Consider the following 26,619-nt stretch of genomic DNA (forward strand, 5'->3'; position numbering starts at 1 on the left):
CGAAAAAAATCCCCATAAGCACAAAGACTTATGGGGATTCAATTTTTGCATGTTGCTTTATTGTTGCACCCGTTCGCCATTTAGCTGCTTCGATTCCTTTACACCGGCTGCTCGTTGAGCATCGATGTAGGTGGCCAGATCGGTGAGGTGGACGCCCTTTGCCCCCTTCTGTGAATTGGGCTCGATACGGGTTAAAGGGAGCTTGATTTCGCCCGATGCGATCTTGCGAAGGAACTTTTGCGTTCCCAGGTGCGGGAAGTAGTCCTTGACTACTTGATCAAGCGGAATCACCGCCATGGCGTTGTACTGAGCCATGAGCAGAAATGCCGTATTCATATAAATTCCTTCGTTGAAAGCCGCCGGAAGGCGGATTAGGGCAACAAAAAACCCGCACTAGGCGGGTATGCTGTTTAAGACGGCGGTGATTCAGTGATCACCGCCTTTTTTGGAAAAATGCGCGCATCTCGTTGGAGTGCTTGGCATCATGAATAAATGGCGGAACTGACACCGCGAGCAGTAGCGCGGCTAGCGGCACCACACAGAAAAAACCGATGTAGCTGAAGCCAACTGCACCCGTAATGCTTCCCAGCACGAACATGCCAATCAGACCAGCGGAGGCACGCATGCGCACCCAGTTATGCTGCACACGGCCTGTTGGAACCCTAAAAGCAGTGCCACTACGCTTCCAAAAGAATAGCTTGCCTAATTCCATTCCCAGGTCCGTGAAGTTCCCAGTCATATGCGTTGTGCGAATGCTTCCACCAGAGGTCTTTGAGCCCACAGCGTTTTGTAGTCCCATCATGAATGAGAGCAGCAGAACCGTGATGGGAACAGCGAATGGTGTGTTCCAGGAGAGGGTGACAGCGCCCATCAGACCAAAGGGCAACAGCATCAATGCCTCCAGCATTAGTGGCAGCGCGTAAACGCTGTAGAGATGCTTTTCTCGACCCCAGTTCACCAAAACAGCACAGACGGCTGCGCCGGTCATGAAGGACAAGATGGCGCCCAGCGCATTCAGAAGCATCTTCATGTTTTCCAGGACCAGGCCATCAGCTATCTGTGACGCGAATCCTGTCATGTGCGAGGTGTACATGTGCAGGACTAGAAAGCCACCCGCATTAACTGCACCAGCGTTGAAAGCCAGTAGCCATCCAAGAGCCAAGTTGGTGGAATTTGCTCGATGTCGGTTTGTCAGGTGTCGAATTCTTCTCATCAAAAATACTCCACGAACCAAGATGCAATAGATGCCAGTGACCGACTTGGAAAAGTGATTTGGTCAAGTATGTTGCTTCACATCGATAGCATAGACCCGCACAGGGTTAGGGCCGAAGTGCGGGTGGATGATCGTCTTCACCATGAAACCGCGCCAAGGAGTTATCAGGCGCCGAGCAAGATCGTCGCGGGCGGGGTAGCCCAAGGTGAGGATGATCTGGTCATACTCGCGGTCCTCCAGGCGCTTGGCCCAGTATGGTGTGCACAAGCGGAATTCCTCGAGCTTGGTGCCGTCGCGTATGGCCTCGAAGTATTGGCGCTTGAGCGGTAGGTTCAAGGTGGTCATGGTGCAACCTTGGTTAGGTTTCGTTTGTTTTCCAAAGGCATTTGCATAAAAGCAAAGATGTAATTTTGGAGGGTGTACAGTGGATCAGTTAATGAAAGGTGCTGCTATGTCCACTCCACTGAGTTTTTTCCTCTATTCAAGTCGGCTGGCACCTGACTGCGACCCCACTGAGGTGGGGAGCATCGTGAAGGTGGCGCGTGAATTCAACGCCTCGCACGGCATCACTGGCATTCTGGTTTTCGATGGTGAGCGCTTTACGCAATACATTGAAGGGCCGACCAGCGAGATCAATGCGTTGGTGGCAAAGCTCCCCAAAGACCGCAGGCATACAGACTTCCTGCAGCTGAATGCAGGTGATGATCTGGAAGAGCGCCGCTACGCGACATGGTCCATGGGGTACAGCGACGTTAGCCTTGACGAGCTGGACATCGACCTGATGGCCACCATTGATGGTGATGCCGCGTTGAACTTGTTCACCAAGGCAGTTGCTGAGATAGACCGTCTGTAGTCATCTCAATCCTCCTTCCTGTCCTTAGCTGCAAGTCTTGCTTTGCTGCGGCCGTACGCTCGGCGAGACTGCGCTTTCCTTTTTGCTTCTTCGCGGCTTGTGGCCAGGACGGTGAATACCTCGCACTGGGCGTAGCCGGGATCAGTCGGTTTTCCACCTGTGGACCATACCCCACTGGTGAATCTGGCCACAGTCCAAAGATGCTTTTTCATTGGTTGCTGTCCTTCTGTGGTTGGGCCTGGGCGGGCGGCAGGTACACCCAGCCGTCTCCCTGGCAGTGGCGGCATTCTTCACCGCCTTCACCTGGGTTGTAGTAAGAGGGGCCGCCTAGCCAGCCGGAACCGCTGCACCATTCACACTGGGCAGTGGGTGTATCTTCCAGGTCATGCAGATCAGGCATTGGGCTGGCCCTCCCTGGGTTGGACTTGGGCGGGCTGGTACTTGTGGCCGCAGTACTCGCCCTTACGTGGTCCATTTGCTGCAGGCTGGTGGATGGCCATATGATCTGACCAGCCGCAGACGGCACACGGGTTTCTGGTATCACTTTTGGCGCGATACCAATTCTTGTATGGCTCTCCCATCACTGGCCCTCCCTCTGTTGGGCGCGCTTTGCCGCTTTGCGTTGTTTTCGTTCCTGCCGAGGCGAAATGCTTTTGTCTTTTTTCGCCTTGCGGGGTGCCGGCGGGGGTAGATCTATCCGGTGCTGATCGACTGGCTTCGTTTCCTCGATGCTGCCCAGGTCACTGTCGAGCAATTCGCACCAGACTTTGTCGGGATCGCTCACCAAGGCAAATTGATGCCAGTCCCCGTTGCCGCTCCAGTTCTTGCCCAGATAAATCAGCCGCTCGGGCTGTCCGCTCCAGTTGTATCGGCCACCTATTTCCATGATGCGAGGTCGCATTAGGCCTCCTTTGCGGCATTGCCGCCTTCCTGGGCTGCAGCCATGGCGGCGTCGAGCGCTGAGTCAAGGTCGTGGCCGTCCGCTTCAAAGTCAATGTCCAGCGTCTTCTTGCCCTTAGTCGATTCCAGGCGAGAGTTCCATGCACGAACATGGTTATCGCGGAGCCAGTCATAGCGCGCAGCCTTTTTGATCGTCTCCGCATCCAGCGCATCAGCGGGCTGGGCCTGGGGTGCTGTGATATGCATCTTGGCCACTTCGTTCGCATAGATTGCGCACATCAGGCCGAATGAACCGTTGCCGCGCGTGTTCGCCCAGAGGCGCAGCGCTGTAGCAATAGCAACTCTTGGATCGCCGCCGTAAAGATCAAGGTTGCGATCAAACATCGCTCGCTCGCTGGCGTCTTCCGGTAGCTCGTCCCAGTCCACCGGCTCGGCCTGCACCTCTGCCTGCGGCAGCTCGATATGGAGCCGCAGAAGTTCGAGAGCGACAGGCTCAGGGATGGTGTAGGCCACACCCTCGATCAACACTGATTCGGTTGCCAGGTCACCTGCCGAGGAATCCTCGGTAGCTGGAAGTGCTGGGGTGACGGCAAGGGCGGCGCGGGCTTGGCCTCGGGCAACATCCAGTTCAAGCAAGGCAATACTCATTCCCGGCAAATCCGCGAGCCGGTTATAGACTTCGACCGTTGTGATCGCCGCGCGCCTTTCGCAGGCGCTCTCAAGCTGGGCCAGCGCCACGGCCACTTCTGCGGGCGGCTGTGCTGCCACTGCCTGGGCCGCGTAGTTAATGGCATCGAGAACGATGTTGCGCAGTTCATCGCTTGTGACCAGCATTGCCTGCGGCCAGTCGGGTGGGCTGTTTCGATCTGGGAGTTCTGCCACGCTCATACACACCTGATCTGCGATGCATTCGCCAAGGGCGACAAACGGCTCGCCGGCAGTCTTGAGGGGAGCGGAAGAGTTGTTTTCATTGGGCATGGGATGCTCCAGAAATGGAAATGCCCGCTCAGGGCGGGCATTTTGTCGGGTAGGATTCGCTGCCAAGGAGATTGGTATGGACGCGAATCAATTGATCAGAGCGGTAGAGGAAGCTGCTAGCAACACAAAACCGCCGCATGAATACTGTTTTCTATGGATTGACCACTGGGCTACCTGCATGACAAAGGGGGAGTGGTCTGGCTGGATGCAATTTGTGGGCTCGATTCTCGCGCTGATAATTGCCATTTCCATACCATTAATTCAAAATAGAAATAGTAGAAAGAAAAATCTTGCCATGGCAAATCAGTGTTTACTGCATATGTGTGGGGCAATGACTGCTGTATTGGTGATGTCACAAAGGCAGAAAGCGAAAGATACGCTTTATGTAGCGAGAGAAACATTTAACACAGTATTTCGATCTTTCGAGTCTGTGAACTCGTTGGATCTTCCTAAATCAGCGTTACCTACTTGGTTTGCTGCCATTGCAAGCGCTGAGCAGATTAAAAATATCGCTGAAAGGTGTCAAGATATCGCAGGTTCAGATGATGGGTTTAAAAAAATGCTGGAGAAATATTCAGAGACTTGGCAAGATTATGCGGCACAATTCGAGAAAATAAAATCCTAGTAAAAATTTTGATATTCAATTCTCAATGCTCGCATGGCAAGCCTTCGCCCTCTGCGGGCGGTTTGGGCACAATGGCGCCACAACTGCCACAACTGCCACAACTGCCGCAGCGCTTAGGCTGCTGGGTTTGGGCGGGCTGCGTCATTGCTGGGCTCCCAGCTCGGCGCGGCCTTCGCCGCTTAGCGCGTCGATCAGATCGGGGATCAGCTTGGACAGCTCGCCGGTGGCGATGGCCACATCAGCATTGAAGCCGTTCTCGTCGGGCTTGTCTTCCAGCACCACGCCCATCAGCTCCACCTTTTTGAGCTGCATGCCTTCGGTGAGCACAAAGCTCACCCGGTCATCCCAGGTCAAGGCCAGCTTGGTGGGCAGCTTGCCCTGGTCGATGTGCTCGCGGACCTCGTCAATGCCCAGTGGATGGCGGCCGTAGCGCACGACCGCTTTGGCTTCGTCTGTGCCCTTGAGCTCGCACTCACGGTCGATGCTGAATCCCGCCGGCGCGTCGTAGCTGTGCAGCCAAGCGGCCATCGCGCCTTGTGGGCTGGCCTTGGTGTCCAGCAGTGCCACGGCAAAACCGGGCGAGGCCTCCACCAGCATGGTCACCACTGTGTCGGCCCGGCCCTGCGCGCTGGCGTCGATCACCAGCAGGCGCGCGGCAGGGTCGATCCATACCCAGGTGCCCGCCTGCTTGGTGAAGGCCATTGGCAGCAGGTCCAGCTTGCACTCTTCCTTCAGGTCTTGGCGCTCTTTCCGGCCAGGCTTGCGGCCCTCGGATTCCTCGATGTGGGCCAGCTTCTCATCGAGCTTGCGGCTGAGCACGCTGGCGGGCAGCATCTTGCTTTCGCTCATCAGGCGCAGGATCCAGTGGCCGCCCACGGATTCAACCATGGCGCCGTGCTCTTCGCCGCGCGGCGGCACCCAGCCGGTGGACTGCTCTTGCGTGGCGCCGCACACCTCAAATTGCTGCTTGGCCAGCGTCTGGTCGAGTTGCACCAGGTCGGGCTGCCAGCATTCAGAAATGCGGTAGATGATCAGATTTTTAAACATTGGGGTTCCACAAATGCAGCGGGCCCGCACGCTCGCGGGCCCGAGGAGGTTGGGGGAGGCAGTCAGGCCGTTACTGACTGTTCAAGGTCCAGGGTGGCCAGGTGTTTGACCATGGCATCGCGGATGGCAGGCAGATCGCAGGCGCGGTACAGCTTGGATGCCTTCTCGGTGGCCACATGGGGGAAGCCCAGCTGCGCCAGGCCGGCGGCATCGATGCTCAGCGGCGCGATCAAGGTCTTGATCTGGCCCAGGGTGACGCGTGTGCCGTCGTCTGCGCTTTTGAATGAACGTGCCTGGACTGCGCTGATCAACTGTTTGGCATCAATCCCGGCGACAGCCTCGGCTGCATTGCTGGCGGCCAAGTGAGCCAAGTCGCCTGCCAAAGGCGCCGTCAGCGTGCCGGCCTGGACTGCTTGGCCAATATCAGCCTGCGCGCTCAGGCTCTGCTGCTGAATACGCTTGCGCTCATCAGCAACATCGGCTTGTGCTTTCGCTTGCTCTTCTGCGCGGATGCGCTCCCGTTGCGCCTCCAGTTTTTTAGCCTCCGCGGCTTGGTGCTGTCCAATGCGCAGTGCGGCCAGCGCCTGGAAGTCTTCGGAGGCCTTAGCGCCAACGGTGGCGAAGTCCGGGAAGAGGGTGATCCAGTCGCCGCTGTCCTGCATCAGGTGCTTGCGGTTGGCCCGCAATTGGTCAGCCAGCGCGTTCGCATCCACCTTAGCATTGGTCAGCGCCACCGCCACCTTTTCGCGCATGCTGTCGAGCGATTTCAGGCCTTTGATCACTTCGGCGAATCCGCCGGCCAGGCGCGGCAGCCAGTTGTTATCCAAGCGCTGGTTGAGCGCAGCGGTGTGGCTATCCAGATCCTGCTGGGCCTGCAGCACCAGCGTCTGCTTGCGCGCATCCTTCTCGGACTTCACGCGCTTTTCCAGATCGAGCGCTTTGGTCGTGGCAAGCTTGTCCAGCTGCTCGAGCACCGTCAACGCTTCATCTACGCTCTGCATGTTGGCGCGCACTCGCTTGCCAGCTTGCTTCATGGCCTCAGAAACACCGCGCAACCACTTGGCATCGTCGTCCGCCTCAGCAAACTGCTGGTCGGTCTCCAGCACCGTGTTGATGCTGTTGATGCGTGCCAGCGCGCCGGCCTTGAATTCATCCAGATTGCTGGTGGTGATCTCACCCTTCGCATCCAGGCGCAACACGGGCAAGGCGTCGCGTAGCTTTGACTCAGGCGCAGGCTGGGGTGCTTCGGCCTCCGGCTGGTACGCGGCGACCTCTTGTTCCAGCTGTGCCCACCCGGCGACGATCTTGGCGCGCAGATCAGGGTTCGGCGTGTACCAGCAGCTGCGCTGCTCTTCGCACACCCATTCGCCGGTGCTTCTGTTCACCACCCACTTGCTGGCCAGGAACAGCGTGCGCTCCACGGTTTCGGCGACCATGGCCTGGTGCTCCATCTGCACTTGGTACTCCAGCGGCAGATCGGCACCCGTGGCACTTGGTGTCATTGCGTCGCGCAGCCGGTCGTTCAGGCTCTTGTGCTCCCAGGCCGTCTCGCCCATAAGGGTCAGGCCGTCAAAGCTCGCGCTGTACTTACCATTGGTGCCCACCAGGGGTGCCAGTTCCTCGCCGACGATCAGCTCAGCGTCAGGCCGGGCCAAATCTTCAAACTGGTGCCCAGCGTCAAATCGGCGCTGTGTGGCCGCATCCACCTCCGGCACGATGCCGGTGGCCAGGCGCCGGATCAGCTCCGAGCGCGAGGTGTAGCTGCTGCAGCCCATCATGGCCGGCGCGTCGCTGGCGTTGAAGTGGGCGGCCCGGTGCGCATGCCATGCCGGAGTGCCTTGTGTGAGATTCACGACTTCCATTTATTGACCTTCCAGCTCGGCCACGCGAGCGTCGAAAACTTCGTTCAGGCGCAGGCGCTGCGCTTCGTCGGGAATTGCATCCAGCAGACTGCCCAGTTCGTAAAGCTTCTCCAAGTCGGTAGCGGCTGCCATATCGGCTTGCAGCTTCTCAGGGTTCAGTGCCGGCGCGTCGGCGGACGTCATGCTCTTGGGCTGCACGTCGGTGATCTCCTCCTTCTGCGCTGCTGGCTTGGCAGCAGGAGCCACCGGCTTGTAATCGATCAAGGTTTTTTGCTGCGATTCCGTGAGGGTGTAGCTGGCGTTCTTGGAATGCACGAACTGGATCAGCCGCTCGGCGGGAACACCTTTGTCCAGCTGCTTCTTCCACTCCGCGAGCTTGGCTTCGAAGTCGGCCTGCGGATAGTCCTGCTTGACCTCTTCGGCCTGGCCCATGTGCTTGTTGACTGGTGGCTTGGCGGCAGTCTCCATGTCCTGCAGCTCCTCGGCCACGGCCATGCCGCGCAGCACATCAGGGAAGACATCGCGCAGCGCGAATGCGCGGGCGCGCAGTTGGCGCATGCGCTTAGGGTACTGCATCCAGGGACCTTGCTTGCCGGCCAGGCCCGCCATGCGAGCATCTTCCATGCTGAAGGATCGAACCTGCTCATCGCCACCCTTGCGCCGCACCCGGCAGATGGCGGTATTACCGTCATCCTCTTCAGTGACGTAGTCGCACACCGGGCTGGCGAGCACCAAGGCAATGACTGCATCGCCCCAGAGAGCAGGGCGGCCGTTGATCACCGCGATGTTCTGGATGGCCTGCAGGGGCTTCATCCCGAGCTCAGTGCCCCACTGCATAGCGATCAAGCAGTTGGCTGGTTTGCCCTGGAAGTCTTTGGGCACCATGTTGCTGTCGGACAGGTACTGCGCAAAGGTCAGCGCCTGTTCGAAGGTCTGGGGCGACAGGTCGACCTGCGTGTTTTGGCGCGGCGCCAACTGGCTGTTGGTTTGTGAAGTAGTCATGGTGTGGTGGTGGTGAGCGGAAATCAGAAAACGCTGGCTGTTGCTGAAAGGACGGCTGCAGCGCAAAAAGAAAGCGCCGTGATGGCGCTCCAGAGGAAGAGGTGGAAGATGGCTCTCAAGGGTTCACCTCGCGCATGCATTGCATTTCAGTGCTGTCGAGCCAGACGGCCGCCTTTCCGAGGCCGCAGAGCTGGACTGCTGCGACGGCTTGGCGCTGCTCCTGCTTGGCGACCAGGTGCTTGGGCTGAGGCTGCTCGCCAGCATCCGCGCCAGTGCAGCCGCTCAGCAGGGCCAGCGCTGCTGCCGCAATGCAGACGACCATTGCGGAAAGCGACGACGAGGCCTGGGCGCTTACAGCCGGGCCCATGGGCAAAATCACTGACTGCCGTTGGTATGGGCCAAAGGCCTGCTCCAGAGTCCGTGGGTAGCGGCGGGTGGTGTCGCTGACATCAGTGGGGAAGGGTATTCGTTTCATGCCTGTGGCTCCTCATGTGCTCCCTCAGGGTCTGGCGGGATTCCCTCTATCTCGTCGCAGAGTCGCAGCATCTTGTCGCCCATACAGCAGCGGGTGCGGTTGGCGGTTTCAGCCAGGCCGCGGGCCTCTTCGAGCAACTGGGTCAGCTGATCGCGCAGCTTGAAGTTCTCTTGCTGCAACTCCAGCAGGCTGGCCATGGATGCAGGCGGATCGTTGTCGTCCGGCTCCATGCCGTCCCAGCGGCACTGCCCGCGAGCCAGCGCGCGATGAATGGACAAGTCGTTCATGGGCTTCTCCTTGGTATAAAAAAGCCCTCTGCGTGGCGGGCGAATGCGCCGACTGGAGGGCAGCGCTCAGGGGAATAAAAAAGAGCCACCGGTGAGGGTGGCTCAAACGCCCGAGGGGTATCGGGCGGGGAGGGTGAGATATGGAGGCCGGTGCTAATCCATTTTTGTATGTGGTCTGCGCCTTTTGAGGGATGGCTGGCTGACTGTTAATATTTGCGTATCAATGCCACTTGGAGCGTAAGTGCAGCAATGACCACAGCCACTTCCAGCAGGTTCAAGTACAGAGCAATGGCAGCAGCCGGCTTTTCAAAAAAGTCCACGCTCCAGGCACCAGCTTTAACCAAAAAGGTTCTTCGCAGGGCAATACAAAGCCGCTCGCGCAACCTCTACTTGGCGTTCCTGTCTTGGCCATTCATCGTGATCTTTCTCGCGGCAGTAGTCATTGCGCTGTTTCTGCCGGCATGGCTGCTCTGTGTCACAGCGCTGCTTTCTCTCATCAAAGCGATAGAGCGAATCCTTGTTGCAGACGCCGCCTGGACGCGCAGAGGCAGACTAGAAGACCAAAGCACTCACTGAAAAGCGCTTTGGTTTTCTAGCTTCATGTCCCGGCCTAAAGCTACTGCTTGCCTCCACCCCCGGCCTGGTAAGAGACGCAGACCTCGGCGGCTGCTCAGCTAGGGGATTCCTTCGCTGCTCTCGTCATTGGCTTGATCGCGTTCTGCAACTAGCTGCGCTCCACTGGAGCTAGACCTTCCTCTTGCATCGAGTCGGTTCAGGGGCCGGATCGCTACCCCTTCGGTCGTCTTGCGTTCGTTGCTGCGATGGGCGAATATTAGTCTGACTGATATTTAAAGTCAACAGTGGGACTAATATTTTGTTCAATTATTTTTTCTTATAGCGCTCCACCTCAGCAGGGTGCAGCTTTCCAGCAGATGCAAATGTGGCTTGCGCAAATATGCTTTGCGGTTGTGTCAAATTGCGGTTGCACTGTCGTGGGTACTGTGTAACACTGTATGTGCATACAGTACTTCAATCATGAGCACAGAACAAAAAAAGCTACTTGGAAGCAGGCTCAAAGCAGCAAGGACAGAGGCCGATGTGTCACAGGACTTCGCTGCTGAGACTCTGGGTGTGACGCGGCAGTCAGTGTCCGCGTGGGAAAGGGGTGCCAGCAGCCCTTCAGCGATTCAGCTAGGTCAGCTAGCTGCGATGTATTGCATTTGCGCCCACAAGCTCTTGTTTGGCGAGCCGTTCCAGACGGTACGGTTGAGCCACCTCATGAGCGGAGAGCGACTCGACTCAAAAAGTTAAAAGGGGAAGAACATGACGGAGCAAGAAATCCTGTCCAAGATCCAATCGCGCGATCTACCGTTGCCAAGGCCAAGGGATGTGGGCGCCTTTTACGCGGCCTGGTTGGCGACCGTGTTTGATGCTTTGACGCCCGAACAGCAAGAGCAGGCAATTACGCTTGGGGGCGTTGTCAACTACCGCAGCACGTACCTCGTCCCGGTCCTGAAAGTTTCCGACATTGACGGCTGGCTCATGCAGGGTGGGGAAGGCGTGGGGCCACTGACATCAGACGGGTCGCTTGCATGAAAAAACCGCCCTGAGGCGGTTGGTTGGCTACTTGTCACTCCCTTCCATCTTCCGTCGTAGTCCCTCGCGGAAAAGGTGGCCGCCGATCTCGGCTAAGGAGAACATCTCTTCCTCCGAGATGCTTCCTTCGATCTCACCCATGAACTGCGCGAGGAGCACCATTGCAGCATCTGGGTCACATGGGATACCCAGCTCGTCCATGCGTTCGGCCTGCTGGCGGAAGGTCTCGATGTATGGGTCTGTTGGTTTTTTCATGAGTTCCTCCTGCGTTGTGACAGGCAAAAAAATGCCACCCGGATGGGTGGCGAACGCTGGAAATAAGAAGGCCGACCCTGGTCCACCAGGCAAGCGTGCAAGTGTTAAGAGGGAGGGAGGAGGGTGCGCACGACATCGGCATAAAAGCAGTGGATCCAATCTTAGACCACTTCTCTTCGGCCATGAGTCTCGCACGCGTTGCTTATGCAACATGAGGCAAAAAAATGCCCGCACTAGGCGGGCTAAACACTCGAGAGCTCAACTCGTGTGGAGTGGTGCTTCCCAATGGAATAGCGCAATGCTATGCCAGGTTCTGGTGCTCTACCTTGCTGTTGGTCAAACAACGATCAGCAAAAAAAAAGCCCGCGCGTGGGGCGGGCTATGGGAACAATCCCCTTGAAGTGCGTACCCCTCCCTCCAGAGAAGCTAGAGAAATATAGCAAATGTATTGATTTTTAGGTTTTGATTGTTGTCAACTAGTGTCATGTGTCTGGAAAGGTTGTGGCTAGTGTTGTCCCAACCCGGTGGAGGGTAGGTGGCGGCCGGGGGCAGCGATCAGGCAAAAGAAAAGCCACCTGGCGCGGGCGCGGGCTAGTGTCTTATTGACACTACTGATAGCGGAAATTGTTGACTCGGTCAACTGTTTGCAGCGATAATAGCCCTAGCTCATCACCCATGCGGTGAAGGAGTATCGAGGGCTCTTCCGGCGTCGACCGGCGGAGCCCTTGTCATTTGTGGTAGTCGGCCCACTCTTTCTTGAGTTTTCCGGCCCTGCGCTCGTCTACCGGGTAAGCTGAAACAAGCAAGAAGAAGTCTTTGCGTTCTTCTAAGATGACCACGTAGCTCATCTCTTCTACAAAAAAGATTGTTCGTACAGTTGTGCCGCGCTTGGTCGTTCTATGATTTTTATAGACTAAGACAGCTGCATCTGAAGCAATTGCTCCAACAATTGCCCAGCGTATCCAACGGATTCTTTCGCATCTTCTCAGGTCAGGAAGGCGCTCTTCTTCGAATTGACCTTCGGAGATTACATGCCAAAATGAAAACCCTTTGCCATCTGTCTCTGGGTTGTATCGAGCATTAATAGGTTTTCCTTGATAATGCAATTTATTATGAACTATATCGCCCAAGTAGTGTTCATAAATATTGTTTAAATATTCATCCCATTCTTGATTGAATGGTATTAAGGCTGGTGGTGGAGTCACAAGTTTCCTCCGGGTTGCCACACAAGGATGTTAAGCTTTTCTTCTCGCAATAGGGTGGTTCTATTTAAACCCAGTTTGCTTTTCTCGCGAATGCGCTGCAGTACTGAAACCTTAGCTTCGCTGGTGCTGAGTCCACGGTTAACGTAAGATATTGCACCAAGTAAAACATCGGTCAGTTGAAAAAGTGGAACTTCGTGTGAGTGAGCGTGTTGGATGCGCTTAATAATAGACTTGTCGAAATCTAGCAACTTGTTGTTGAGAACCTCTTCAAGCTTCACAGCCTTCGCCTGGCTTCTTGTATCCTTTTTATCCAAATAGATATTGAATGAGTTCTCTCGTGATAGAAGAGTAATTATTGTTTGATACCAGCACTTATAATAAAAATCATCATGAGTTTGATTAAATCCATCGTGATTAAGAATGTTCTTGTCTGGAACGACTAGTGCTCGAAATTTTAATTCTGGCTCGCTGAAGAACCAGTCAATGAGCTCGATGTAGAAATCCACTTTTGCCGGAGAAATCTTCCCCCACTTGGCTTCAGTGTTGTGAAAGATGTCGTGCTTTTTCTTTAGTTCTTTGAGTTCGTTGGACAGAGCCTTGTGTCTTCCATACGGTACGACTAAGGCACCAAAGACCATGGCTAGGTGTCCATCGTTTTCTAGGTGACACGACTCGTCGCAATAGAGGTTGTATGTAGTCATTGGGGTGATATGTTAAAGGATCTTTCCACCCCTGTCAGAGCCAGAAGTGCTACGTAGAACAGCATCTGCTTGTTAGTAGCAGTAGAGCTAGCATTAGCGAATTTAGATGTTGACATGGTAGTACTGAATACCATACACCTAGCGACGACACTCTCGGTGTCGTAGTCTTCGGTGACTTCTCCAATCAGGCGAACATGGCGTAGCCTGAAATTTTGACGGATTGAAGCTACCGTAATGTGCTGAGAAATAACACGCCCTTGATGACCCTCAGCCTGTGCCCCACATCACACGTCAGGCAAGGGCGTCCACTTCCTCCAAGCGCGCTACAGCTCGTAGTGTTGACTGGGATAGAAGATCTTTTCGATCTCCCTGAGCTTTGCAACACCCAAACCCCTGATCTTCAACAGACCCTCTAGCTCCAGGTCCACAAGCTGTTCGGCCGTCATGATGCCCCCGCGAGCTAGTGCTTGGACCGTACCTGGAGAGAGGATGCCGTTAAGGGATGAGCCCTTGGTTTGGCGAATTGGGGATGAGATTCGTGCCGGCGTATACGAGCTGCCTGGGAACAGTGCAGCCTCGATTTGTTTGAATCGGAGCTGTCCCATGCCCCGCATCTTTAGCAGATCTAGTGGATAGGCCTTGCGTACCCCATCAACTGTAGTGATTCCGTTCCGCGCGAGAACCCGTGTCACATACTTGGGAAGCAAATCTCCTAAAAGGGCATCGTTTTGTAGATCTTCCGGCATGTTTATCATCATAGATCTAATCGTCCTTAACTTGAAATCTAATTTAGCAAAACGATGGCTCAATCTGGAAGTGTTGGAGGTGGCTGCTTACCTGTAGGCGGATCGTATCGATGCCCAGGAAAGAAGATCCGTTCGACCTCGCGGAGGGAGCCTAACCCGAAAGAGTTGATCTTCATCAACTTCTCTGGGTAGGCGGCACGAAGTTGGTCCTCGGTAAGGATCCCATTGCGAGCAAGGCGCCTGACCACGGCAAGAGGAAGAGGCGAGTTCTTCAATGTAGAACCAGGTACTTCTGGAAAATGAGGCGCAGCGAAGTGAGGAGTGTAGGGGGCGCCGCCAATCAGGGCCGCCTCGATCTTGCGGAAGCGGACAATCCCGATGCCGGGCAGGCGAAGTAGACGCTCAGGGTAAGCCCGCCTGACTGCTTCAACTGTGCATAAGTGACTTCTTGCAAGAAGGCGAACCAGCCCTGGGGAGAGTAAGCCATCCAATGGTGTTTTTGTATTTTCATTTGACATTTGTGTCAAATGGTATCAATGAGTGGTGGGTGCAGCCTCTATTTTTGGAGTCTTGTCCTGTAGTCCTTTTCCTATAGCCCATGTCAGCGCAAGACGACTCTCCGCTGTCTCCCAGGGGTTTAAAGACAAAAAAGCCCTCTGAAGAGGGCTCTTGATCAGTTCGAGTTGCGTCGGCGCATGAGGCCCATGGATCCAGCCACAGCCCCAGAGAGCAGCAGCAGGCCCAAACCGCCCAGGGCTGGCACTGGTGTTGGGGCAGCTTGAACCACTGGCGCAGCAGTGATCACGATGGTGAAGGTTTGCTCTGCTACGTGAACTGCCTTGGCCGCGAGTGTTGGTTGCACCGCGCTATCCATAGCCATGACAGAGAAGCTATATGTGCCTGGAGTCGTGGGAGTACCGGAAATGATGCCTGTATCCGTGTCAAGCTCCAGACCTGGCGGCAGCTCGCCTGTCACAGAGAAGGTGTAAGGAGGCAGACCGCCCGTTACCTGCAGAGTCTGGGAATAGGTCGCTGCAACGACACCGCCTGCGAGCGTGATGTTTGGACCTGCACCCACAAACATCAGGTCTGCGCTAGGAATGGCTTCTGCGCTCTCGGGCGAAGCAACGCTGTCGCCGATTGCATTGGTGGCCACCACCGTGAACTTGTAGGGGGTGCCGTTAGTGAGGCCAGTCACCGTGCAGCTTGTGTCAGGCGTGGTCGCTGGAGAATCGATTGCCGATGTACAGGTTCCGCCTGGAACGCCCGTGACGGTGTACTTTGTGATGGGTGAGCCGTTGTCTGCGGGAGCAGTCCAGCTGACTGTAAGCGTTCCATCGCCAACATTGGAAATACTAACAGCGGGGACGGGCTCCGGTTTGAGTGGATCAAACCGCACATCAAGAATAACTTTCATCGATGGATTAAAATGTAACCCCTGCCAATTCACCCAAATATGGTCCTCATCAAAGGAAATCCTAGATGAGTCAAAGCCAGGCATAGAGCTGGCTTGATTTAGAGTCACTCCATAAATTTTGGGGATGGTCCCATTAATGTCATAGAACTCTGGTCCATTGAATTCGGCCTGGTTCCAAATACTATCTTGGTTAAATCCGAGCGTAATAGAAAAGGTCGATAAATCAGCATTAGTACTTGCGTCACCGAAAGAGGTAAACTCTACCCCTTCACCTACTACCGCTGTTTGCGGATTTTGGTAATAAGACGACTGAGTTGGGAATAAATGCCTTGCTTGTATTGTATGTCCAGTAAACTGCGCATTGGCTATGGAAGAAAGCGCAATGAGCGCAATGCCCACAGATTTATTGATGATGCCCATACCGACCCCCCTAAGCAAAAGTTAACAATTCGTTAACAGGCAAATGTGCATGCTTTTGTAACCATGGTCAATCCCTGAAATGAGTGATAGGGTAAACACGTATTTGCCATGAGTGCAGACGCAAAAAAGCCCGCGTCTGCGGGCTGCTGGGTGGGGGGGATGTGTCCCCGCCGGCATCGCGGCGGGGGAGGGCTGGTGTCTCATTGCGACTGAGGCTCCTTGGTTTTCCGGGCGGTACGCTTTTGTGTGGCAGGTTTGGCCGGCGGGGGAGTAGGAGAAGCTGACGGGATAGGGGCATGCGGGTAAGGATTGGCGGCAGACTTCTGCGGTCGGGCAATCCCGTGCAAGCGGTTGGCATGCTGCAGCAGCTCATCCTTTGAGTCCTCGGGCAGTTCCCGATACATCAGGACCAATTGCATCTCTAGCTTTTTAAGGCTCGTCAAATCCGCGGGGCCAGGCGAATCATCCCCGCCAGTCGAGGCAACTGCTTCACCAATGACTTTAGCCTCATTTGCGAGGGTCGAGCTGAAGTCATCAATCTGGCATCCAAAAATCTTGGCAAACTTCGCGGCCGCTGGAGCGTTGAGCGGGATCCCACCGTTGAGGTACTGACTCACCGCGCTCTGGTTGATGTCAAGAAGCACACCCAGTGCAAGCTGCCCACTTGGCAGGCCATCTCGTTTGCGCGCAGCCTTCCATTGCTCAAAGATTGCTTTTAGGCGCCGAGCATCTGCGTGCTGCTCGGGAGAGAGTGGTTGGGCTGGCATGAGGGTAGGGTATAAGTAACGCTGATTAAAATCAAACAGTCCGACTGTTGACTTATGAATTAGTCGGACTGATAATGAGGTATGCATAACCTCAAACCTATTCGACAGCTTCTTGGAGTGACGCAACGAGCTATGGCCGAAGGGCTGGGCTGCACCCAGGGCAACATCGGCAACTATGAAAAAGGGCAAACCCTTCCGCCCGATGCCGCCAAGAACCTGATTGCCTTCTCGGCAGCCCTCGGCCTGGTCATTTCATACGACCACATTTACGGCGGTGCGTCGCTTCCCAAGCGCAAGGAGGTGGCCCATGGCTGAGCAATGCACCTTCACTTTGCCTGCTGGCACCGTCTGTAAGCGCGCTGGGGTTCCGTTCAAGCTTCTAACCACAACCCAAATCGAGTGCCATCCGGAAAACTTTGATGCGATCTCGGATGGCTTCACGCCTCAGATCGATGGTCAGGCGTTGGTGTGCAGCCAGTCGGTACAGGGCTTGGACAAGCCAACTGAAGCCCAACCATTCTTGACAAGCGCCACCACCAGTAGTTCGTCGTTGGCATCCAGCTTGGATTTCAGCAAATCGCGAACCTGAACAGGAGTCCAGGTTGTGTTCACGATGAACGTCGACTCCAAGCAATTCCAGCTGCCCGGGAAGGTCTCGATGATCAGCTTTCTTAGCTCTGTGTATCGCTGTCCGAGTTTGTGTAGGTCGTATGCGATCAGTACTGCGCTCATGTCTGCCCTCCTTGAGGCTCTGGTTGCTGGATGTGTAGGAACTACCAGCATAGCTCAAGGCAGGGCGGACACCCCCGATCACAAAGCACCACCCTGACGCCGCACCCGCCGCGCCATAGCACGCCGAGCAGCACCACTCACAGGCAGCTCAGCCCCCGACACCTCTAACCGAAACACCGGCCGGGCCACACCGGCACTGTCTACCAGGATCAAGCAATGACAGAAAACACCGAATCTCTGCAAATGGCTCGGGCCCGCAACGAGGCGCGCGAAGACACCGAGCTGCGCCTTGACATTCCCAAGTGGGTCATGGGCGTCATTGATGCCGAGGGCATCGTTCGTGGCAGCGCCTCCAGCCGCAAGGAGGTAGTCAACGAAATTTTGGCTTCGTGGGCGGAGCGAAAGGTACATGAAGCAACTGTAGTTCTCCGCCTAGCAAATGTGAATCCGGCGCCTATGGATTCGAAGGAGGGTAGCCATGGCTGAGCACATCAAGACCCTCACCCCTGCAGTGCTCCATTCGCAGGCCAGCTATGCAGCTTTGCAAGGCGTCCCACTCGCTGAGGCAAATCACCACGAGCAAGGCACTCCCTTGTGGCACCTGTTTAACAACGCATACCGCCAGGCGGCTCATGCGGCTGAATGTGAGGAGGTCGAGCATGCGTAAGCAATCCGACTTTTTTGACCCTGGGAGCAAGGCTCCTGAATGGGTGTGTGTATGAGCACGCCACTGCCATGGTTCCGTGCCTACACGGAAATGATCGATGACGAAAAATTGCGCCTGCTGGCCTTTGAGGATCGCTGGCACTTCATCGCGCTGCTGTGCCTGAAGGGGCAGGGCGTATTGGACGATGCCGGCCCGCTGCTGCTGCGCAAGGTAGCCGTAAAGATGGGCATCGACACGCGCACGCTAGAAGAGGTGGCACGCCGCTTGGCCGAGGTCGGTTTGGTCGAGCGCGAGACGCTGCAGCCGCTGAACTGGAACGCTCGTCAGATGCGAAGTGATACAGACCCCACCGCAGCTGAGCGCAAGCGCCGTCAGCGTGCGAAAGCTAAGACTGGTGCGGCTTCCGAAGGCGTCACGGACGAGTCACGCGTGACCTGTCACGATGTCACGCGTACAGATATAGATACAGATATAGATAAGAAAGAAGAAGTAGTTAAAGAACTAGAAGTAGTAGGTGGTGGTCACGCTGCCGACGCTTCGCCTGCGGCTCCGGAAAAAAAGCCAAAGACCGCTACCGCTACACGCTTGCCTGATGACTGGACCCTGCTTAAGGCCTGGGGAGACTGGGCACTGCAGACACGCCCCGACATGACGCCCGAGGATGTGCGTCGAGAGGCGGATTGCTTCGCTGACTTCTGGCGCGCAAAGGCGGGTGCCGATGCCAAAAAACTGGACTGGGCTGCGACCTGGCGCAACTGGATCCGCCGCTGCGATGGCCCTAAGCCCAGCTTCCGAGGTGCGGCCCACGGCCCCGCCACATCCCTGAACAAACAAGAAGCACTGGAGGCACGTAACCGCGCTGTCGGCCAGTCATGGGTCGACAAGATGCGCGGTGGCCGCTCTATGGGAGGTGCTGCAAATGCGTGAATCCGAATTGGAAGCCTTCCGCGACCTCCTTACCGACGTGATGGCCTACTACGGTAAGGACTGCAGCGAGTTCATGCTCACCGTCTGGTGGGAAGCGCTGCATTCCTTCGAGATGGAGCAGGTCAGCTCGTCACTGCGCCGGCACGCGACTGACCCTGATCGCGGCCGTTTCGCGCCACGAGTGGCTGACATCATCAAGGTCCTGCAGGGCACCACGACAGATCGCGCTGCGCTGGCCTGGGGCAAGGTGCTGGGCGCCATGTCTTCGGTGGGCGCATACACCGATGTGGTGTTTGACGACCCTGCAATCCATGCGGCCATCGAGGACCTGGGCGGCTGGCCAAAGGTGTGCCGCACCGAGACGGCCGAGCTGTCCTACCTGCAGCACCGCTTCCAGGAGGCGCACCGCGCATACACCGAGCGCGGCCAGTTTGAGTACATGCGCCGTCTGCCTGGCGACCGTTCGCCAGACCATGAGTACACCAGCCATGGGCTGAGCCTCCCGCGTCCTGCTCTGGTAGGGGCCCGCGAAAAGGCCATCGCAGTGCTGCAGAACGGCAATGCAGGCGGCAAGACGCTGATCACTGCACTGCCGGCGCATGCCATGCACTTGCTGGCCAACGCTTCCAGGCAGGAGCTGCAGGCATGAAGACGATTCCAGCGCGGCAGCTGGAGGTGCTGACCTTCATGCAGGCCTTTTTTAAGGACAACGACCAGACCCCACCGATGGCGGTGATTGCCCAGCACTTTGGCTTTCGCTCGCCCAACGCGGCGCAGTACCACGTCGAGTGGCTGCTGCGCCATGGCTATCTGGAGCGAAACAGCCTCGGCAATCTGAAATTTTCGCGCGGCATGACTCCGCAGATGGACGCAGCAGATGCATAAGAAAAATGACCGAATTCCAGAAGGCACGCGATTGGCTTGTGACGCTGGCCATGACGCCGGGATGGTGGCACTACAGCAGGGAGCAGGCCGCACAGATGGAGAACGACGTGCAAGCGGCCGAGACGTGGGCGGGGATGCGGGAGGCCGTGCGGGCCCAGCTCAAGGCCAAGGGGTTCCGGCCGCCGCCGGCGGAGCTGGAGCCGATGTGGTGATAGCCCGGATAACGCTGCCCTGGCCGCCCAAAGACCTGAGCCCAAATGCGCGGGTCCACTGGTCGCGCCTGGCCAAAGCCAAGAAGGCCTACCGCGCCGCGTGCGCGCTGCAGGCGCAGGTGCAAGGCGTTCGCCGTCTGGCCGCCGCCAAGCTGCATGTGCAGCTCACGTTCTACCCGCCCACACGCCGCGCCTTCGACCTGGACAACGCCCTGGCGCGCATGAAGTCCGGCCTCGATGGCCTGGCCGACGTGCTGGGGGTGGATGACAAGCATTGGAGCCTAGGCATCGAGCGTGCCGGAGAATTCGGCGGGATGGTGAGGGTTGAGGTGCGTCATGGCTGAGCTCGCATTCCGCGCTGAGTGGCACACCGCTGAGCAGGGCCGGGCAAGCTGTCGTGGCTCCTTCCTGCCGTGGGTGGGCGAGCAGCTGGCCGCCGGCCGCGCGCTGGTGATCGAGGCGCGCCTCTGGGAGGACGCCAAGACCGACCGCCAGCGCAAGTATTACCACGGCGTGGTGCTCAAAACCATCGCCCAGCAGGCGCGACCGAACGGCCAGGGCTTCGACCTCAAAACCTGGAAAGAGCATTTCCGCGTGGAGTTTCTGGGGCACAAGACCGTCACCACGGTGAACCCTCTCACCGGCCGCAAGTCACGCCGCCGCCAGCGCGTCAGCACTGAAGACCTGGGCATACGGGCCTACAGCAAGCTGATCGACCAGGTCCAGGCCTTCGCCGCCACCGAGTTGAAGGTGACCTTTCCGGCGAGTTTTGACCAGTGGGAGGCAGCCATTGCCCGGGGCGACGTGGATCCAGACACCGGGGAGATTCTGGGATGAAGCGCAGCGGATTCAAGTCCCGGACCTGGGCCCCAGCAGCCAAGGCTGTGCACCAGCCGTTGGCCACCGCACCGAACTACGCGCCCGCGACCGACGCAGCCGCACCGGTGGCAAAGGGCGACTTCCTGCGCCATGAGGGCTACCGCCGCGCCGTGGCAAGCCTGCCATGCTGCGCGTGCGGCATCGTGGGGTACAGCCAGGCCGCCCACGCCAACCACGGCAAGGGCGCGGGCCTGAAGACCGACGACCGTACTTGCTTTGCGCTGTGCTTTGACCGGCCGGGCGTGAAGGGGTGCCATCCCAAGTTCGACCAGTACGAGCTTTACCCCAAGGCAGCAGCGGCCCTGGTGGCCGAGGCCTGGGGCGCCGACACCCGCCGCAAGATCGAGATGAAGGGCCAATGGCCCGCAGATCTCCCGAAGTGGCCGACAGATCAAAACACATTGAACGACTGAGAAGGGGAAACCATGACCGAAAAGCAGACCACCAGCCAGGAACGCACCACCGGCCAAATCATCTTTGACACCCTGCAGGACTTGCACCAGCAGGGGCAGGTTGCCACACGGGAGCTGCTGTGCGACCTGACCGGCTTCAAGATGACCATTGTGGACGACCACATCAGCCGGATGATCGAGAACGGCCGCGTGCATCGCCTGCGCGCCGGCGTGTTCACCCTAGTGGCGGCCATGCCAGAGCCCAGGGCCATCTCCATGACCCGCATGGGTGACGGCACCACCATCCTGGAGATCGGCGAGTGCGTGGTGCATATCTATCCGCGCGAGCGCCGCGAGTTGGCCACCATGCTGGTGGGAGACGCCGTTCAATACAGCAACATACAGGCCGGTGTAGAGGCTGGCGTCCTGGCCACCGAGCTTTCAGCGGACCTGCTGGCTACCAAGCGGGAGATGGGGAACCGGATCGTTGACCTAGAGAAGCAGCTCGCCGCCACCCGAGCTCAGCAGCGCCAGGGTGACAACCAGCTGAACCTCATCGGGGGATGACCCGCATCGAACCCGGAATGTAAAGACTCCGCAAGCTATCTCGTCTATAGTGCGGCGCTTTACATAAAAGGAGCGGGCAATGGATGCAAGTAACAATTTCGATGACGAGGTAGCGAATGAGCAAAGGCTTCGCTCACAGCTAGAGCGCAAAATCATTAAATGGAAGTGTTTCTTGGCAGTGTTTGCTTTGATCTTAGTGTGCGCGTATTTTGGTTACTTCGGAGGTCATCTCAAGCAAGACGCGACAACAGATGCAAGCAAGTGGGGATCATTCGGGGACTTCGTGGGCGGGCTAATGAACCCAGTAGTGGCCTTTGCGGCATTCTTCTGGCTTACAGAATCGGTGAAGATACAGAAGCAGGAACTGGCCGACACTAGGCGCGAACTGGCGAACGCAACCTCTGCACAGCATTTACTTGTTAAAAATGGACGCCAATCCGTCGAGCTGGCAGCTCTCACTACATTGTTGAATGTGAATAACAACGACATTGCTCGCTTTGAACAACGAATTGACGACATCAATGTGAAGCTTGCAGAAATCGAATCGTTGCGCGAGGATCTAACCGCTGACTGCAGCTCGCTGACGGCAAGGGAAGAGATGCTGAAAACTCAAAGAACGGAACTCTACAAAAAAATGAGCGTTTTGGTTATGAATGGGGAAGAGCATGCCAAAAAGGTTGAGCGAATTTTAAACCTCTGATCGAATACCCCGTCTAGGGTTAGACGCCCAAAGGCCATGCCGGAACACTAGGGCATGGCCAATCCCAAGCCAGGCACGAAGCCTGCGACCCCCAAGAAATCAAGCATCAAGCCCGCTACTAAGAAGAAGGTAGCGGGCTTGGTTGCGTCTGCTCGCCCGCCCCATGCGCTTGACCGCTCAGTCATTGATACCGTCCTGGAGAAGCTGGTAGAGGGAAACAGCCTGCGATCCATCTGCGCCGAGAGGGGCATGCCTGCCATGGCTACGTTCATGCGCTGGCTGGCAGAAGAGGGGGAAGAGGGCGACAAGCTGCGAGAGCGCTACGCGCACGCGCGCGAGGCCCAGGCAGAAACCATCGCAGAAGACATCCTGACCATCGCTGACGAGGAGTGCACGATGGTGAAGGCCAGCAAGCACGGCAGCAGCGATGACGGCGACGGTGAAACTGAGGTGATATTCGACGCGACAGCCGTTGCCCGCAACCGTCTGCGCGTAGACGCCCGCAAGTGGTTGTTGTCCAAGCTGGTCCCAAAGAAGTACGGTGACAAGGTGCAGGCCGAGCACAGCGGCCCAGGCGGCGCACCCATCGCCATCCAGTCCACTGTGACATTCGTTGAGGCGCCGACGCGCGCAGAAGGCGACGAATGAGCGCTCCTCTGTCCATCAGCGTCCAGATCCCCGCCAAGCTCGCGGGCCTGTACAAGCCCTGCCGGTACAAGGTGATGAAGGGGGGCCGTGGTGGCGGTAAGTCCCATGGCGTGGCCGAGGTGCTGCTGGAGAAGGGCGCCCGCAACCCGCTGCGTATCCTGTGTGCCCGGGAAATCCAGAAGTCCATGCGCGATTCCGTGCACCGACTGCTCAAGGACAAGATCGTCAAGCTGGGCCTGCAGGCGTTCTATGAGGTGCTGGACACCGAGATTCGTGGCGCCAATGGCACCCTGATCGTGTTTTCCGGCCTGCAGAGCCACACGGTGGACTCGATCAAGTCCTTTGAAGGTGTGGACCTGGTGTGGGTGGAAGAAGCCCACGGGGTGAGCAAGAAGTCCTGGGACACCCTGACGCCAACCATTCGCAAGGACGGCAGCGAGATCTGGCTGACCCTCAACCCGGACATGGAGACGGACGAGACCTATCAGCGGTTCATTGCTACCCCGTCGGGCGACACTTGGGTGTGCGACATCAACTGGCGCGACAACCCCTGGTTTCCCGAGGTGCTGAACGAGGAGCGCCTCAAAGCCAAGCGCTCAATGCTCAAGGAAGACTACGAGCACATCTGGGAAGGCAAGGCGCGCCGTGTGGCCGCCGGGGCCATCTACCGGCACGAGATTGAGACGCTTTATCTTGAAGGGCGCGCTCGGGATGTGCCCTATGACCCGCTGCTGCCAGTGCACACCGTATGGGATCTGGGATGGAATGACTCTATGACCATTGGCATGGTCCAGCGAGGTCCTCACGATGTCCGATTGATCGACTATATCGAGGACAGCCACCGCACTCTCGACTGGTATGTGGCTCAACTGGACAAGCGGCCTTACCGGTGGGGTACAGACTTCCTCCCCCACGACGGACGCACACGAAACTTTCAGACTGGTAAAAGCACGCAGGAACAGTTGCAGGCGATGGGCCGCAAGAGTGTCGTCGTGCAGGCTCAGACCAGCGTGGAAGAGGGCATCAAGGCAGTTCGCATGCTGTTTCCCCGCTGCTACTTCGATAAGACCAAGACCGCCCGGCTACTGGAATGCCTCAAGCGCTATCAGCGCCAAATCAACACGCAAACGAATGAGCCAATGGGGCCGCTGCATGACGAATACAGCCATGGCGCGGACATGTTCCGCTACGTTGGCCAAGCAGTTCCAGTCATGGAAACGACCTTTGGTCATGAGTACCAAGAACCTGAAGAAACCGATTGGAGGCTCTGAGCATGAATGCCGCCACCTATGACAACAGCGTCGACGAAGAGTTGATGGACAGCGCAGATAAGGCTGAATCCACCGTTAGCGGTGAGGTAACGCTCACGGAATACCAGGAATGGCTACGAGAGATGGATGAAGAGCCAGCTTGGCGTCGGACTGCTGACAAAGAGATGGACTATGCCGACGGCAACCAGCTCGACACTGAGTTGCTTCGCGCCATGAAGGAGCAGGGAATTCCACCTGCAATCGAGGATCGCATCGGCCCGATGCTCCTGGCCCTCCAGGGATATGAGACTGCAGTGCGTACTGACTGGCGTGTCACTGCCAACGGACAGCCTGGGTCTGAGGACGTGGCTGATGCCCTGAACTTTGAACTAAACCAGGCAGAAGACAAGAGCAAGGCGGACAAGGCCTGCTCCAATGCATTCCGCCCGCAAGCGGCAGTGGGCATCGGTGTTGTCGAGGTGAAGCGACAGAGCGATCCCACCAAGTATCGATACAAGTGCGCCGTCGTGAAGCGAAACGATATTCGTTGGGACTGGACGGCCGAGGAGGACAACCTCGATGACGCCCGATACCTAAAGCACGACAAGTGGCTGCACTGGAATCGGCTGGCTGCCTCCTTTCCTCAGCATGCCGAGCACATCAAGCAGATGGGGCTGCAGGGCAACAACTGGTGGCAGAGTGGCCTAGCCGGTCAGTTCATCACCGCCGGTGGTGGCTCGACAGGCCTGGAAAACGTCTGGCAGGATGGCCGAGGCTGGACCGTTGAGGAATCACGCTGGTACAACCGCGAGAACAAGCGTCTGTGTCTTTCGGCCCTTTGGTATCGCCGCTGGGAAAATGTGGCGCTGCTGCGCACACCTGATGGCCGTGTGGTCGAATATGACCCGGAGAACATCGCGCACAACGTCGGGATCGCCATCGGATCAAGCGAAGCGTTCCGCGCGGTTGTATCCAAGGTGCGGCTTAGCTACTGGATCGGTCCGCTCAAGGTCCACGATGGTCCATCTCCCTATCCTCACAATCACTTTCCCTATGCATTCTTCTGGGGCTTCCGTGAGGACAGCACCCGCGTGCCCTATGGTTATGTACGCGGCCTGATCTTCCAGCAGGACAGCCTCAACAGTGGCACGGCCCTCATGCGTTGGGGTATGGCCGCCTATCGAGTGGAGCGCACAGAAGACGTCTTGGACATGCCCGATGACATGTTCCGCCGGCAGGTGGGGCGCCGCAATGCCGACATCAAACTCAAGTCTTCGGGCTTGGCCAAGACCGGCGCCCGCTTTGAAATCAAGCGTGATGTGCAGCTCACGGACCAGCAACACCAGCTGATGAACAACTGCCGCGCAGTGTTTGAGCAGATCTCTGCTGCGCCGGCCGCGTTCACTGGTCAGAAAGGCAATGCCAGCAGCGGCTTGCAGGAGCGCACCCAGTTGGAGCAGGCCAACCAGGCGCTGGGCGTCATCATGGACAACTTCCGTGACGGCCGCCGCATGATCGGTGAGATGCTGCTTTCGATGATCATTCAGGACCTGGGTGAGCGCGAGAAGACGGTGATCATCGAGGGTGATGCCGTGAAGTCAGATCGGACAGTGGTGCTCAATCGCTTGGAGACCGACGAGTCTGGCTACACCTACCGCAGTAACGATGTCCTGCGCACCATGCTGCAGGTCCAGCTGGAAGAAGTGCCCAGCACAGCTGGCTTCCGCTCGCAGCAGCTGTATGCGTTCCAAGAGGTCATCAAGACCATGCCGGCACACTTCCAGCAAGCTGCGTTCCCGTACATGGTCGCGCTGATGGATAGCCCCTATAAGCGGGAGATCGTGGAGGCCTTGCGCCAAGCTGGTGCACAGGAAACGCCAGAGCAGGTGGAAGAACGCATCAAGCAGTCCGTGCAGGATGCGATGGTCAAGGCGGGCCACGATTTGAAGGCGCGCGAGCTGGACCTCAAAGAGCGCCTGACGGATGCGCAGATCAAGGACATCGTGGCGGCCGCAGTGTTGAAGGGCGTGCAATCCGCTTTCAGTGCGATGCAGGGCGGTGCGCAGGTTGCGCAGATGCCAATGATTGCCCCGATCGCTGATGTGATCCTGCAGAACGCCGGGCACAAGAACCTGCCCGGTGACGACCCGAACATCCCCCAGCCAGGTCAAGCGAGCGCTGCTCCTCCGCAGGGGGCGAGTCCTGGCTCCCCGGGGGCTGCTGCACAGGAAGCTCAGGCAGCTCCGGATGTCCGGCAGAACACCAGCCCTGGATTCCCACCGGTGCCTCAAACGCCTGCCTCCGGTGAGCAAGGCATCGAGACGCCAACACCCGCTGACAATTTCAGTGGCGCACTTCGGTAGTCACTCTCACGGCCACTATCAGACCGCCTTCAGTCGAGGCGGTTTTTC

At 57.4% G+C, this 26,619-nt stretch carries 38 protein-coding genes; 20 read left to right on the forward strand and 18 right to left on the reverse strand.

Annotated features, from left to right (window positions below; genetic code table 11):
- Positions 1-57 precede the first annotated feature (57 nt).
- From WH367_RS07060 to WH367_RS07070, 3 genes are all read right to left on the reverse strand, one after another.
- Complete coding sequence (locus WH367_RS07060) at positions 58-336, reverse strand: pyocin activator PrtN family protein (RefSeq protein ID WP_339535076.1); 279 nt, start codon at positions 334-336, stop codon at positions 58-60.
- A gap of 97 nt (positions 337-433) precedes the next feature.
- On the reverse strand, positions 434-1,213 hold the full coding sequence (locus WH367_RS07065) for a YoaK family protein (RefSeq protein ID WP_339535078.1): 780 nt from the start codon (positions 1,211-1,213) through the stop codon (positions 434-436).
- Between the two features lie 63 nt (positions 1,214-1,276).
- Positions 1,277-1,558 (reverse strand): ASCH domain-containing protein, encoded by a 282-nt coding sequence (locus WH367_RS07070; protein WP_339535080.1) that lies wholly within the window; start codon positions 1,556-1,558, stop codon positions 1,277-1,279.
- A 106-nt stretch (positions 1,559-1,664) separates the two neighbouring features.
- On the opposite strand from WH367_RS07070, the gene WH367_RS07075 reads away from it, so the two are divergent.
- Complete coding sequence (locus WH367_RS07075; RefSeq protein ID WP_339535082.1) at positions 1,665-2,066, forward strand: BLUF domain-containing protein; 402 nt, start codon at positions 1,665-1,667, stop codon at positions 2,064-2,066.
- Positions 2,067-2,646: 580 nt separating this feature from the next.
- On the opposite strand, the gene WH367_RS07080 is transcribed toward WH367_RS07075, so the two are convergent.
- Both WH367_RS07080 and WH367_RS07085 read right to left on the reverse strand, forming a co-directional pair.
- Positions 2,647-2,967 (reverse strand): hypothetical protein, encoded by a 321-nt coding sequence (locus WH367_RS07080; protein ID WP_339535084.1) that lies wholly within the window; start codon positions 2,965-2,967, stop codon positions 2,647-2,649.
- Entirely contained in the window at positions 2,967-3,944 is a 978-nt protein-coding gene (locus tag WH367_RS07085) for a hypothetical protein (RefSeq protein ID WP_339535086.1), read from the reverse strand. Before WH367_RS07085 ends, WH367_RS07080 begins: the two co-directional genes overlap by 1 nt.
- 76 nt (positions 3,945-4,020) lie before the next feature.
- Here WH367_RS07085 and WH367_RS07090 point away from each other — a divergent pair, with 76 nt between their 5' ends.
- The gene (locus WH367_RS07090) at positions 4,021-4,569 is read left to right on the forward strand and encodes a hypothetical protein (protein WP_339535088.1); all 549 of its coding nucleotides are present in this window, start codon (positions 4,021-4,023) and stop codon (positions 4,567-4,569) included.
- 141 nt (positions 4,570-4,710) lie between these two features.
- Here the strand turns inward: WH367_RS07090 and WH367_RS07095 are convergent, their stop codons facing one another.
- The 5 genes from WH367_RS07095 to WH367_RS07115 form a co-directional block, all read right to left on the reverse strand.
- Positions 4,711-5,616 (reverse strand): recombination-associated protein RdgC, encoded by a 906-nt coding sequence (locus WH367_RS07095; RefSeq protein WP_339535089.1) that lies wholly within the window; start codon positions 5,614-5,616, stop codon positions 4,711-4,713.
- 62 nt (positions 5,617-5,678) lie between these two features.
- On the reverse strand, positions 5,679-7,478 hold the full coding sequence (locus WH367_RS07100; RefSeq protein ID WP_339535091.1) for a YqaJ viral recombinase family protein: 1,800 nt from the start codon (positions 7,476-7,478) through the stop codon (positions 5,679-5,681).
- Complete coding sequence (locus WH367_RS07105; protein ID WP_339535093.1) at positions 7,479-8,480, reverse strand: recombinase RecT; 1,002 nt, start codon at positions 8,478-8,480, stop codon at positions 7,479-7,481.
- Positions 8,481-8,595: 115 nt separating this feature from the next.
- Positions 8,596-8,955, reverse strand: coding sequence for a hypothetical protein (locus WH367_RS07110; protein WP_339535095.1), 360 nt, complete (start codon positions 8,953-8,955; stop codon positions 8,596-8,598).
- A complete protein-coding gene (locus WH367_RS07115) occupies positions 8,952-9,242 on the reverse strand; it encodes a hypothetical protein (RefSeq protein WP_339535096.1) in 291 nt (96 codons plus the stop codon). The genes WH367_RS07110 and WH367_RS07115 overlap by 4 nt, the downstream gene beginning before the upstream one ends.
- Positions 9,243-9,491: 249 nt before the next feature.
- Between WH367_RS07115 and WH367_RS07120 the strand changes: the two genes are divergently transcribed.
- The 3 genes from WH367_RS07120 (at position 9,492) to WH367_RS07125 (ending at position 10,838) form a co-directional block, all read left to right on the forward strand.
- Positions 9,492-9,818, forward strand: a complete 327-nt coding sequence (locus WH367_RS07120) for a hypothetical protein (protein WP_339535097.1) — start codon at positions 9,492-9,494, stop codon at positions 9,816-9,818.
- 459 nt (positions 9,819-10,277) lie between these two features.
- Entirely contained in the window at positions 10,278-10,553 is a 276-nt protein-coding gene (locus WH367_RS24345) for a helix-turn-helix transcriptional regulator (protein WP_445228085.1), read from the forward strand.
- Between the two features lie 12 nt (positions 10,554-10,565).
- Positions 10,566-10,838, forward strand: a complete 273-nt coding sequence (locus WH367_RS07125; protein WP_339535099.1) for a hypothetical protein — start codon at positions 10,566-10,568, stop codon at positions 10,836-10,838.
- A gap of 27 nt (positions 10,839-10,865) precedes the next feature.
- On the opposite strand, the gene WH367_RS07130 is transcribed toward WH367_RS07125, so the two are convergent.
- The 7 genes from WH367_RS07130 to WH367_RS07155 all read right to left on the reverse strand — a co-directional run bounded on the left by WH367_RS07130 (position 10,866) and on the right by WH367_RS07155 (position 16,436).
- The gene (locus WH367_RS07130; RefSeq protein WP_339535101.1) at positions 10,866-11,093 is read right to left on the reverse strand and encodes a hypothetical protein; all 228 of its coding nucleotides are present in this window, start codon (positions 11,091-11,093) and stop codon (positions 10,866-10,868) included.
- A gap of 728 nt (positions 11,094-11,821) precedes the next feature.
- Entirely contained in the window at positions 11,822-12,298 is a 477-nt protein-coding gene (locus WH367_RS07135; protein WP_339535102.1) for a hypothetical protein, read from the reverse strand.
- On the reverse strand, positions 12,295-12,999 hold the full coding sequence (locus WH367_RS07140) for a DUF3800 domain-containing protein (RefSeq protein ID WP_339535104.1): 705 nt from the start codon (positions 12,997-12,999) through the stop codon (positions 12,295-12,297). The genes WH367_RS07135 and WH367_RS07140 overlap by 4 nt, the downstream gene beginning before the upstream one ends.
- 323 nt (positions 13,000-13,322) lie before the next feature.
- Positions 13,323-13,757 carry a hypothetical protein gene (locus WH367_RS07145; RefSeq protein WP_339535106.1) on the reverse strand — a complete coding sequence of 145 codons (435 nt, stop codon included), beginning with the start codon at positions 13,755-13,757 and terminating at the stop codon, positions 13,323-13,325.
- A gap of 47 nt (positions 13,758-13,804) precedes the next feature.
- The gene (locus WH367_RS24350; protein ID WP_445228090.1) at positions 13,805-14,263 is read right to left on the reverse strand and encodes a helix-hairpin-helix domain-containing protein; all 459 of its coding nucleotides are present in this window, start codon (positions 14,261-14,263) and stop codon (positions 13,805-13,807) included.
- A gap of 155 nt (positions 14,264-14,418) precedes the next feature.
- Complete coding sequence (locus tag WH367_RS07150) at positions 14,419-15,582, reverse strand: fibronectin type III domain-containing protein (RefSeq protein WP_339535107.1); 1,164 nt, start codon at positions 15,580-15,582, stop codon at positions 14,419-14,421.
- Positions 15,583-15,782: 200 nt separating this feature from the next.
- Positions 15,783-16,436: a helix-turn-helix domain-containing protein gene (locus WH367_RS07155; protein WP_339535108.1), complete on the reverse strand. Its 654-nt coding sequence runs from the start codon at positions 16,434-16,436 to the stop codon at positions 15,783-15,785.
- Here WH367_RS07155 and WH367_RS07160 point away from each other — a divergent pair.
- Positions 16,431-16,664 (forward strand): helix-turn-helix domain-containing protein, encoded by a 234-nt coding sequence (locus WH367_RS07160; RefSeq protein WP_313330447.1) that lies wholly within the window; start codon positions 16,431-16,433, stop codon positions 16,662-16,664. The two genes, WH367_RS07155 and WH367_RS07160, sit on opposite strands and share 6 nt — an antisense overlap.
- Positions 16,665-16,805: 141 nt before the next feature.
- On the opposite strand, the gene WH367_RS07165 is transcribed toward WH367_RS07160, so the two are convergent.
- Complete coding sequence (locus WH367_RS07165) at positions 16,806-17,081, reverse strand: hypothetical protein (RefSeq protein ID WP_339535113.1); 276 nt, start codon at positions 17,079-17,081, stop codon at positions 16,806-16,808.
- Positions 17,082-17,297: 216 nt separating this feature from the next.
- Here WH367_RS07165 and WH367_RS07170 point away from each other — a divergent pair, with 216 nt between their 5' ends.
- From WH367_RS07170 to WH367_RS07235, 14 genes are all read left to right on the forward strand, one after another.
- Positions 17,298-17,567, forward strand: coding sequence for a hypothetical protein (locus WH367_RS07170; RefSeq protein ID WP_339535114.1), 270 nt, complete (start codon positions 17,298-17,300; stop codon positions 17,565-17,567).
- Positions 17,560-17,748, forward strand: a complete 189-nt coding sequence (locus tag WH367_RS07175; RefSeq protein WP_339535116.1) for a hypothetical protein — start codon at positions 17,560-17,562, stop codon at positions 17,746-17,748. Before WH367_RS07170 ends, WH367_RS07175 begins: the two co-directional genes overlap by 8 nt.
- Positions 17,749-17,799: 51 nt before the next feature.
- Entirely contained in the window at positions 17,800-18,675 is an 876-nt protein-coding gene (locus WH367_RS07180) for a hypothetical protein (protein ID WP_339535118.1), read from the forward strand.
- Positions 18,668-19,324, forward strand: coding sequence for a DUF6475 domain-containing protein (locus WH367_RS07185; RefSeq protein ID WP_339535120.1), 657 nt, complete (start codon positions 18,668-18,670; stop codon positions 19,322-19,324). Before WH367_RS07180 ends, WH367_RS07185 begins: the two co-directional genes overlap by 8 nt.
- Entirely contained in the window at positions 19,321-19,560 is a 240-nt protein-coding gene (locus WH367_RS07190; protein WP_339535122.1) for a hypothetical protein, read from the forward strand. Before WH367_RS07185 ends, WH367_RS07190 begins: the two co-directional genes overlap by 4 nt.
- Positions 19,561-19,565: 5 nt before the next feature.
- The gene (locus WH367_RS07195) at positions 19,566-19,772 is read left to right on the forward strand and encodes a hypothetical protein (protein WP_339535124.1); all 207 of its coding nucleotides are present in this window, start codon (positions 19,566-19,568) and stop codon (positions 19,770-19,772) included.
- Positions 19,769-20,116, forward strand: a complete 348-nt coding sequence (locus WH367_RS07200; RefSeq protein WP_339535126.1) for an endonuclease — start codon at positions 19,769-19,771, stop codon at positions 20,114-20,116. Before WH367_RS07195 ends, WH367_RS07200 begins: the two co-directional genes overlap by 4 nt.
- Positions 20,109-20,609: a hypothetical protein gene (locus WH367_RS07205; RefSeq protein ID WP_339535127.1), complete on the forward strand. Its 501-nt coding sequence runs from the start codon at positions 20,109-20,111 to the stop codon at positions 20,607-20,609. The genes WH367_RS07200 and WH367_RS07205 overlap by 8 nt, the downstream gene beginning before the upstream one ends.
- Positions 20,606-21,064: a hypothetical protein gene (locus WH367_RS07210; protein ID WP_339535128.1), complete on the forward strand. Its 459-nt coding sequence runs from the start codon at positions 20,606-20,608 to the stop codon at positions 21,062-21,064. The genes WH367_RS07205 and WH367_RS07210 overlap by 4 nt, the downstream gene beginning before the upstream one ends.
- A 12-nt stretch (positions 21,065-21,076) precedes the next feature.
- Positions 21,077-21,610 carry a hypothetical protein gene (locus tag WH367_RS07215; protein WP_339535129.1) on the forward strand — a complete coding sequence of 178 codons (534 nt, stop codon included), beginning with the start codon at positions 21,077-21,079 and terminating at the stop codon, positions 21,608-21,610.
- Between the two features lie 79 nt (positions 21,611-21,689).
- Positions 21,690-22,310, forward strand: a complete 621-nt coding sequence (locus tag WH367_RS07220; protein ID WP_339535130.1) for a hypothetical protein — start codon at positions 21,690-21,692, stop codon at positions 22,308-22,310.
- Positions 22,311-22,364: 54 nt separating this feature from the next.
- Positions 22,365-22,958, forward strand: a complete 594-nt coding sequence (locus WH367_RS07225) for a terminase small subunit-like protein (RefSeq protein WP_339535131.1) — start codon at positions 22,365-22,367, stop codon at positions 22,956-22,958.
- Positions 22,955-24,229, forward strand: coding sequence for a PBSX family phage terminase large subunit (locus WH367_RS07230; protein WP_339535133.1), 1,275 nt, complete (start codon positions 22,955-22,957; stop codon positions 24,227-24,229). The genes WH367_RS07225 and WH367_RS07230 overlap by 4 nt, the downstream gene beginning before the upstream one ends.
- Before the next feature lie 2 nt (positions 24,230-24,231).
- Complete coding sequence (locus tag WH367_RS07235; RefSeq protein WP_339535135.1) at positions 24,232-26,571, forward strand: portal protein; 2,340 nt, start codon at positions 24,232-24,234, stop codon at positions 26,569-26,571.
- Positions 26,572-26,619: the final 48 nt, after the last annotated feature.

The organism is Comamonas sp. MYb21, assembly GCF_037479395.1.
GTDB lineage: Bacteria > Pseudomonadota > Gammaproteobacteria > Burkholderiales > Burkholderiaceae_C > Comamonas.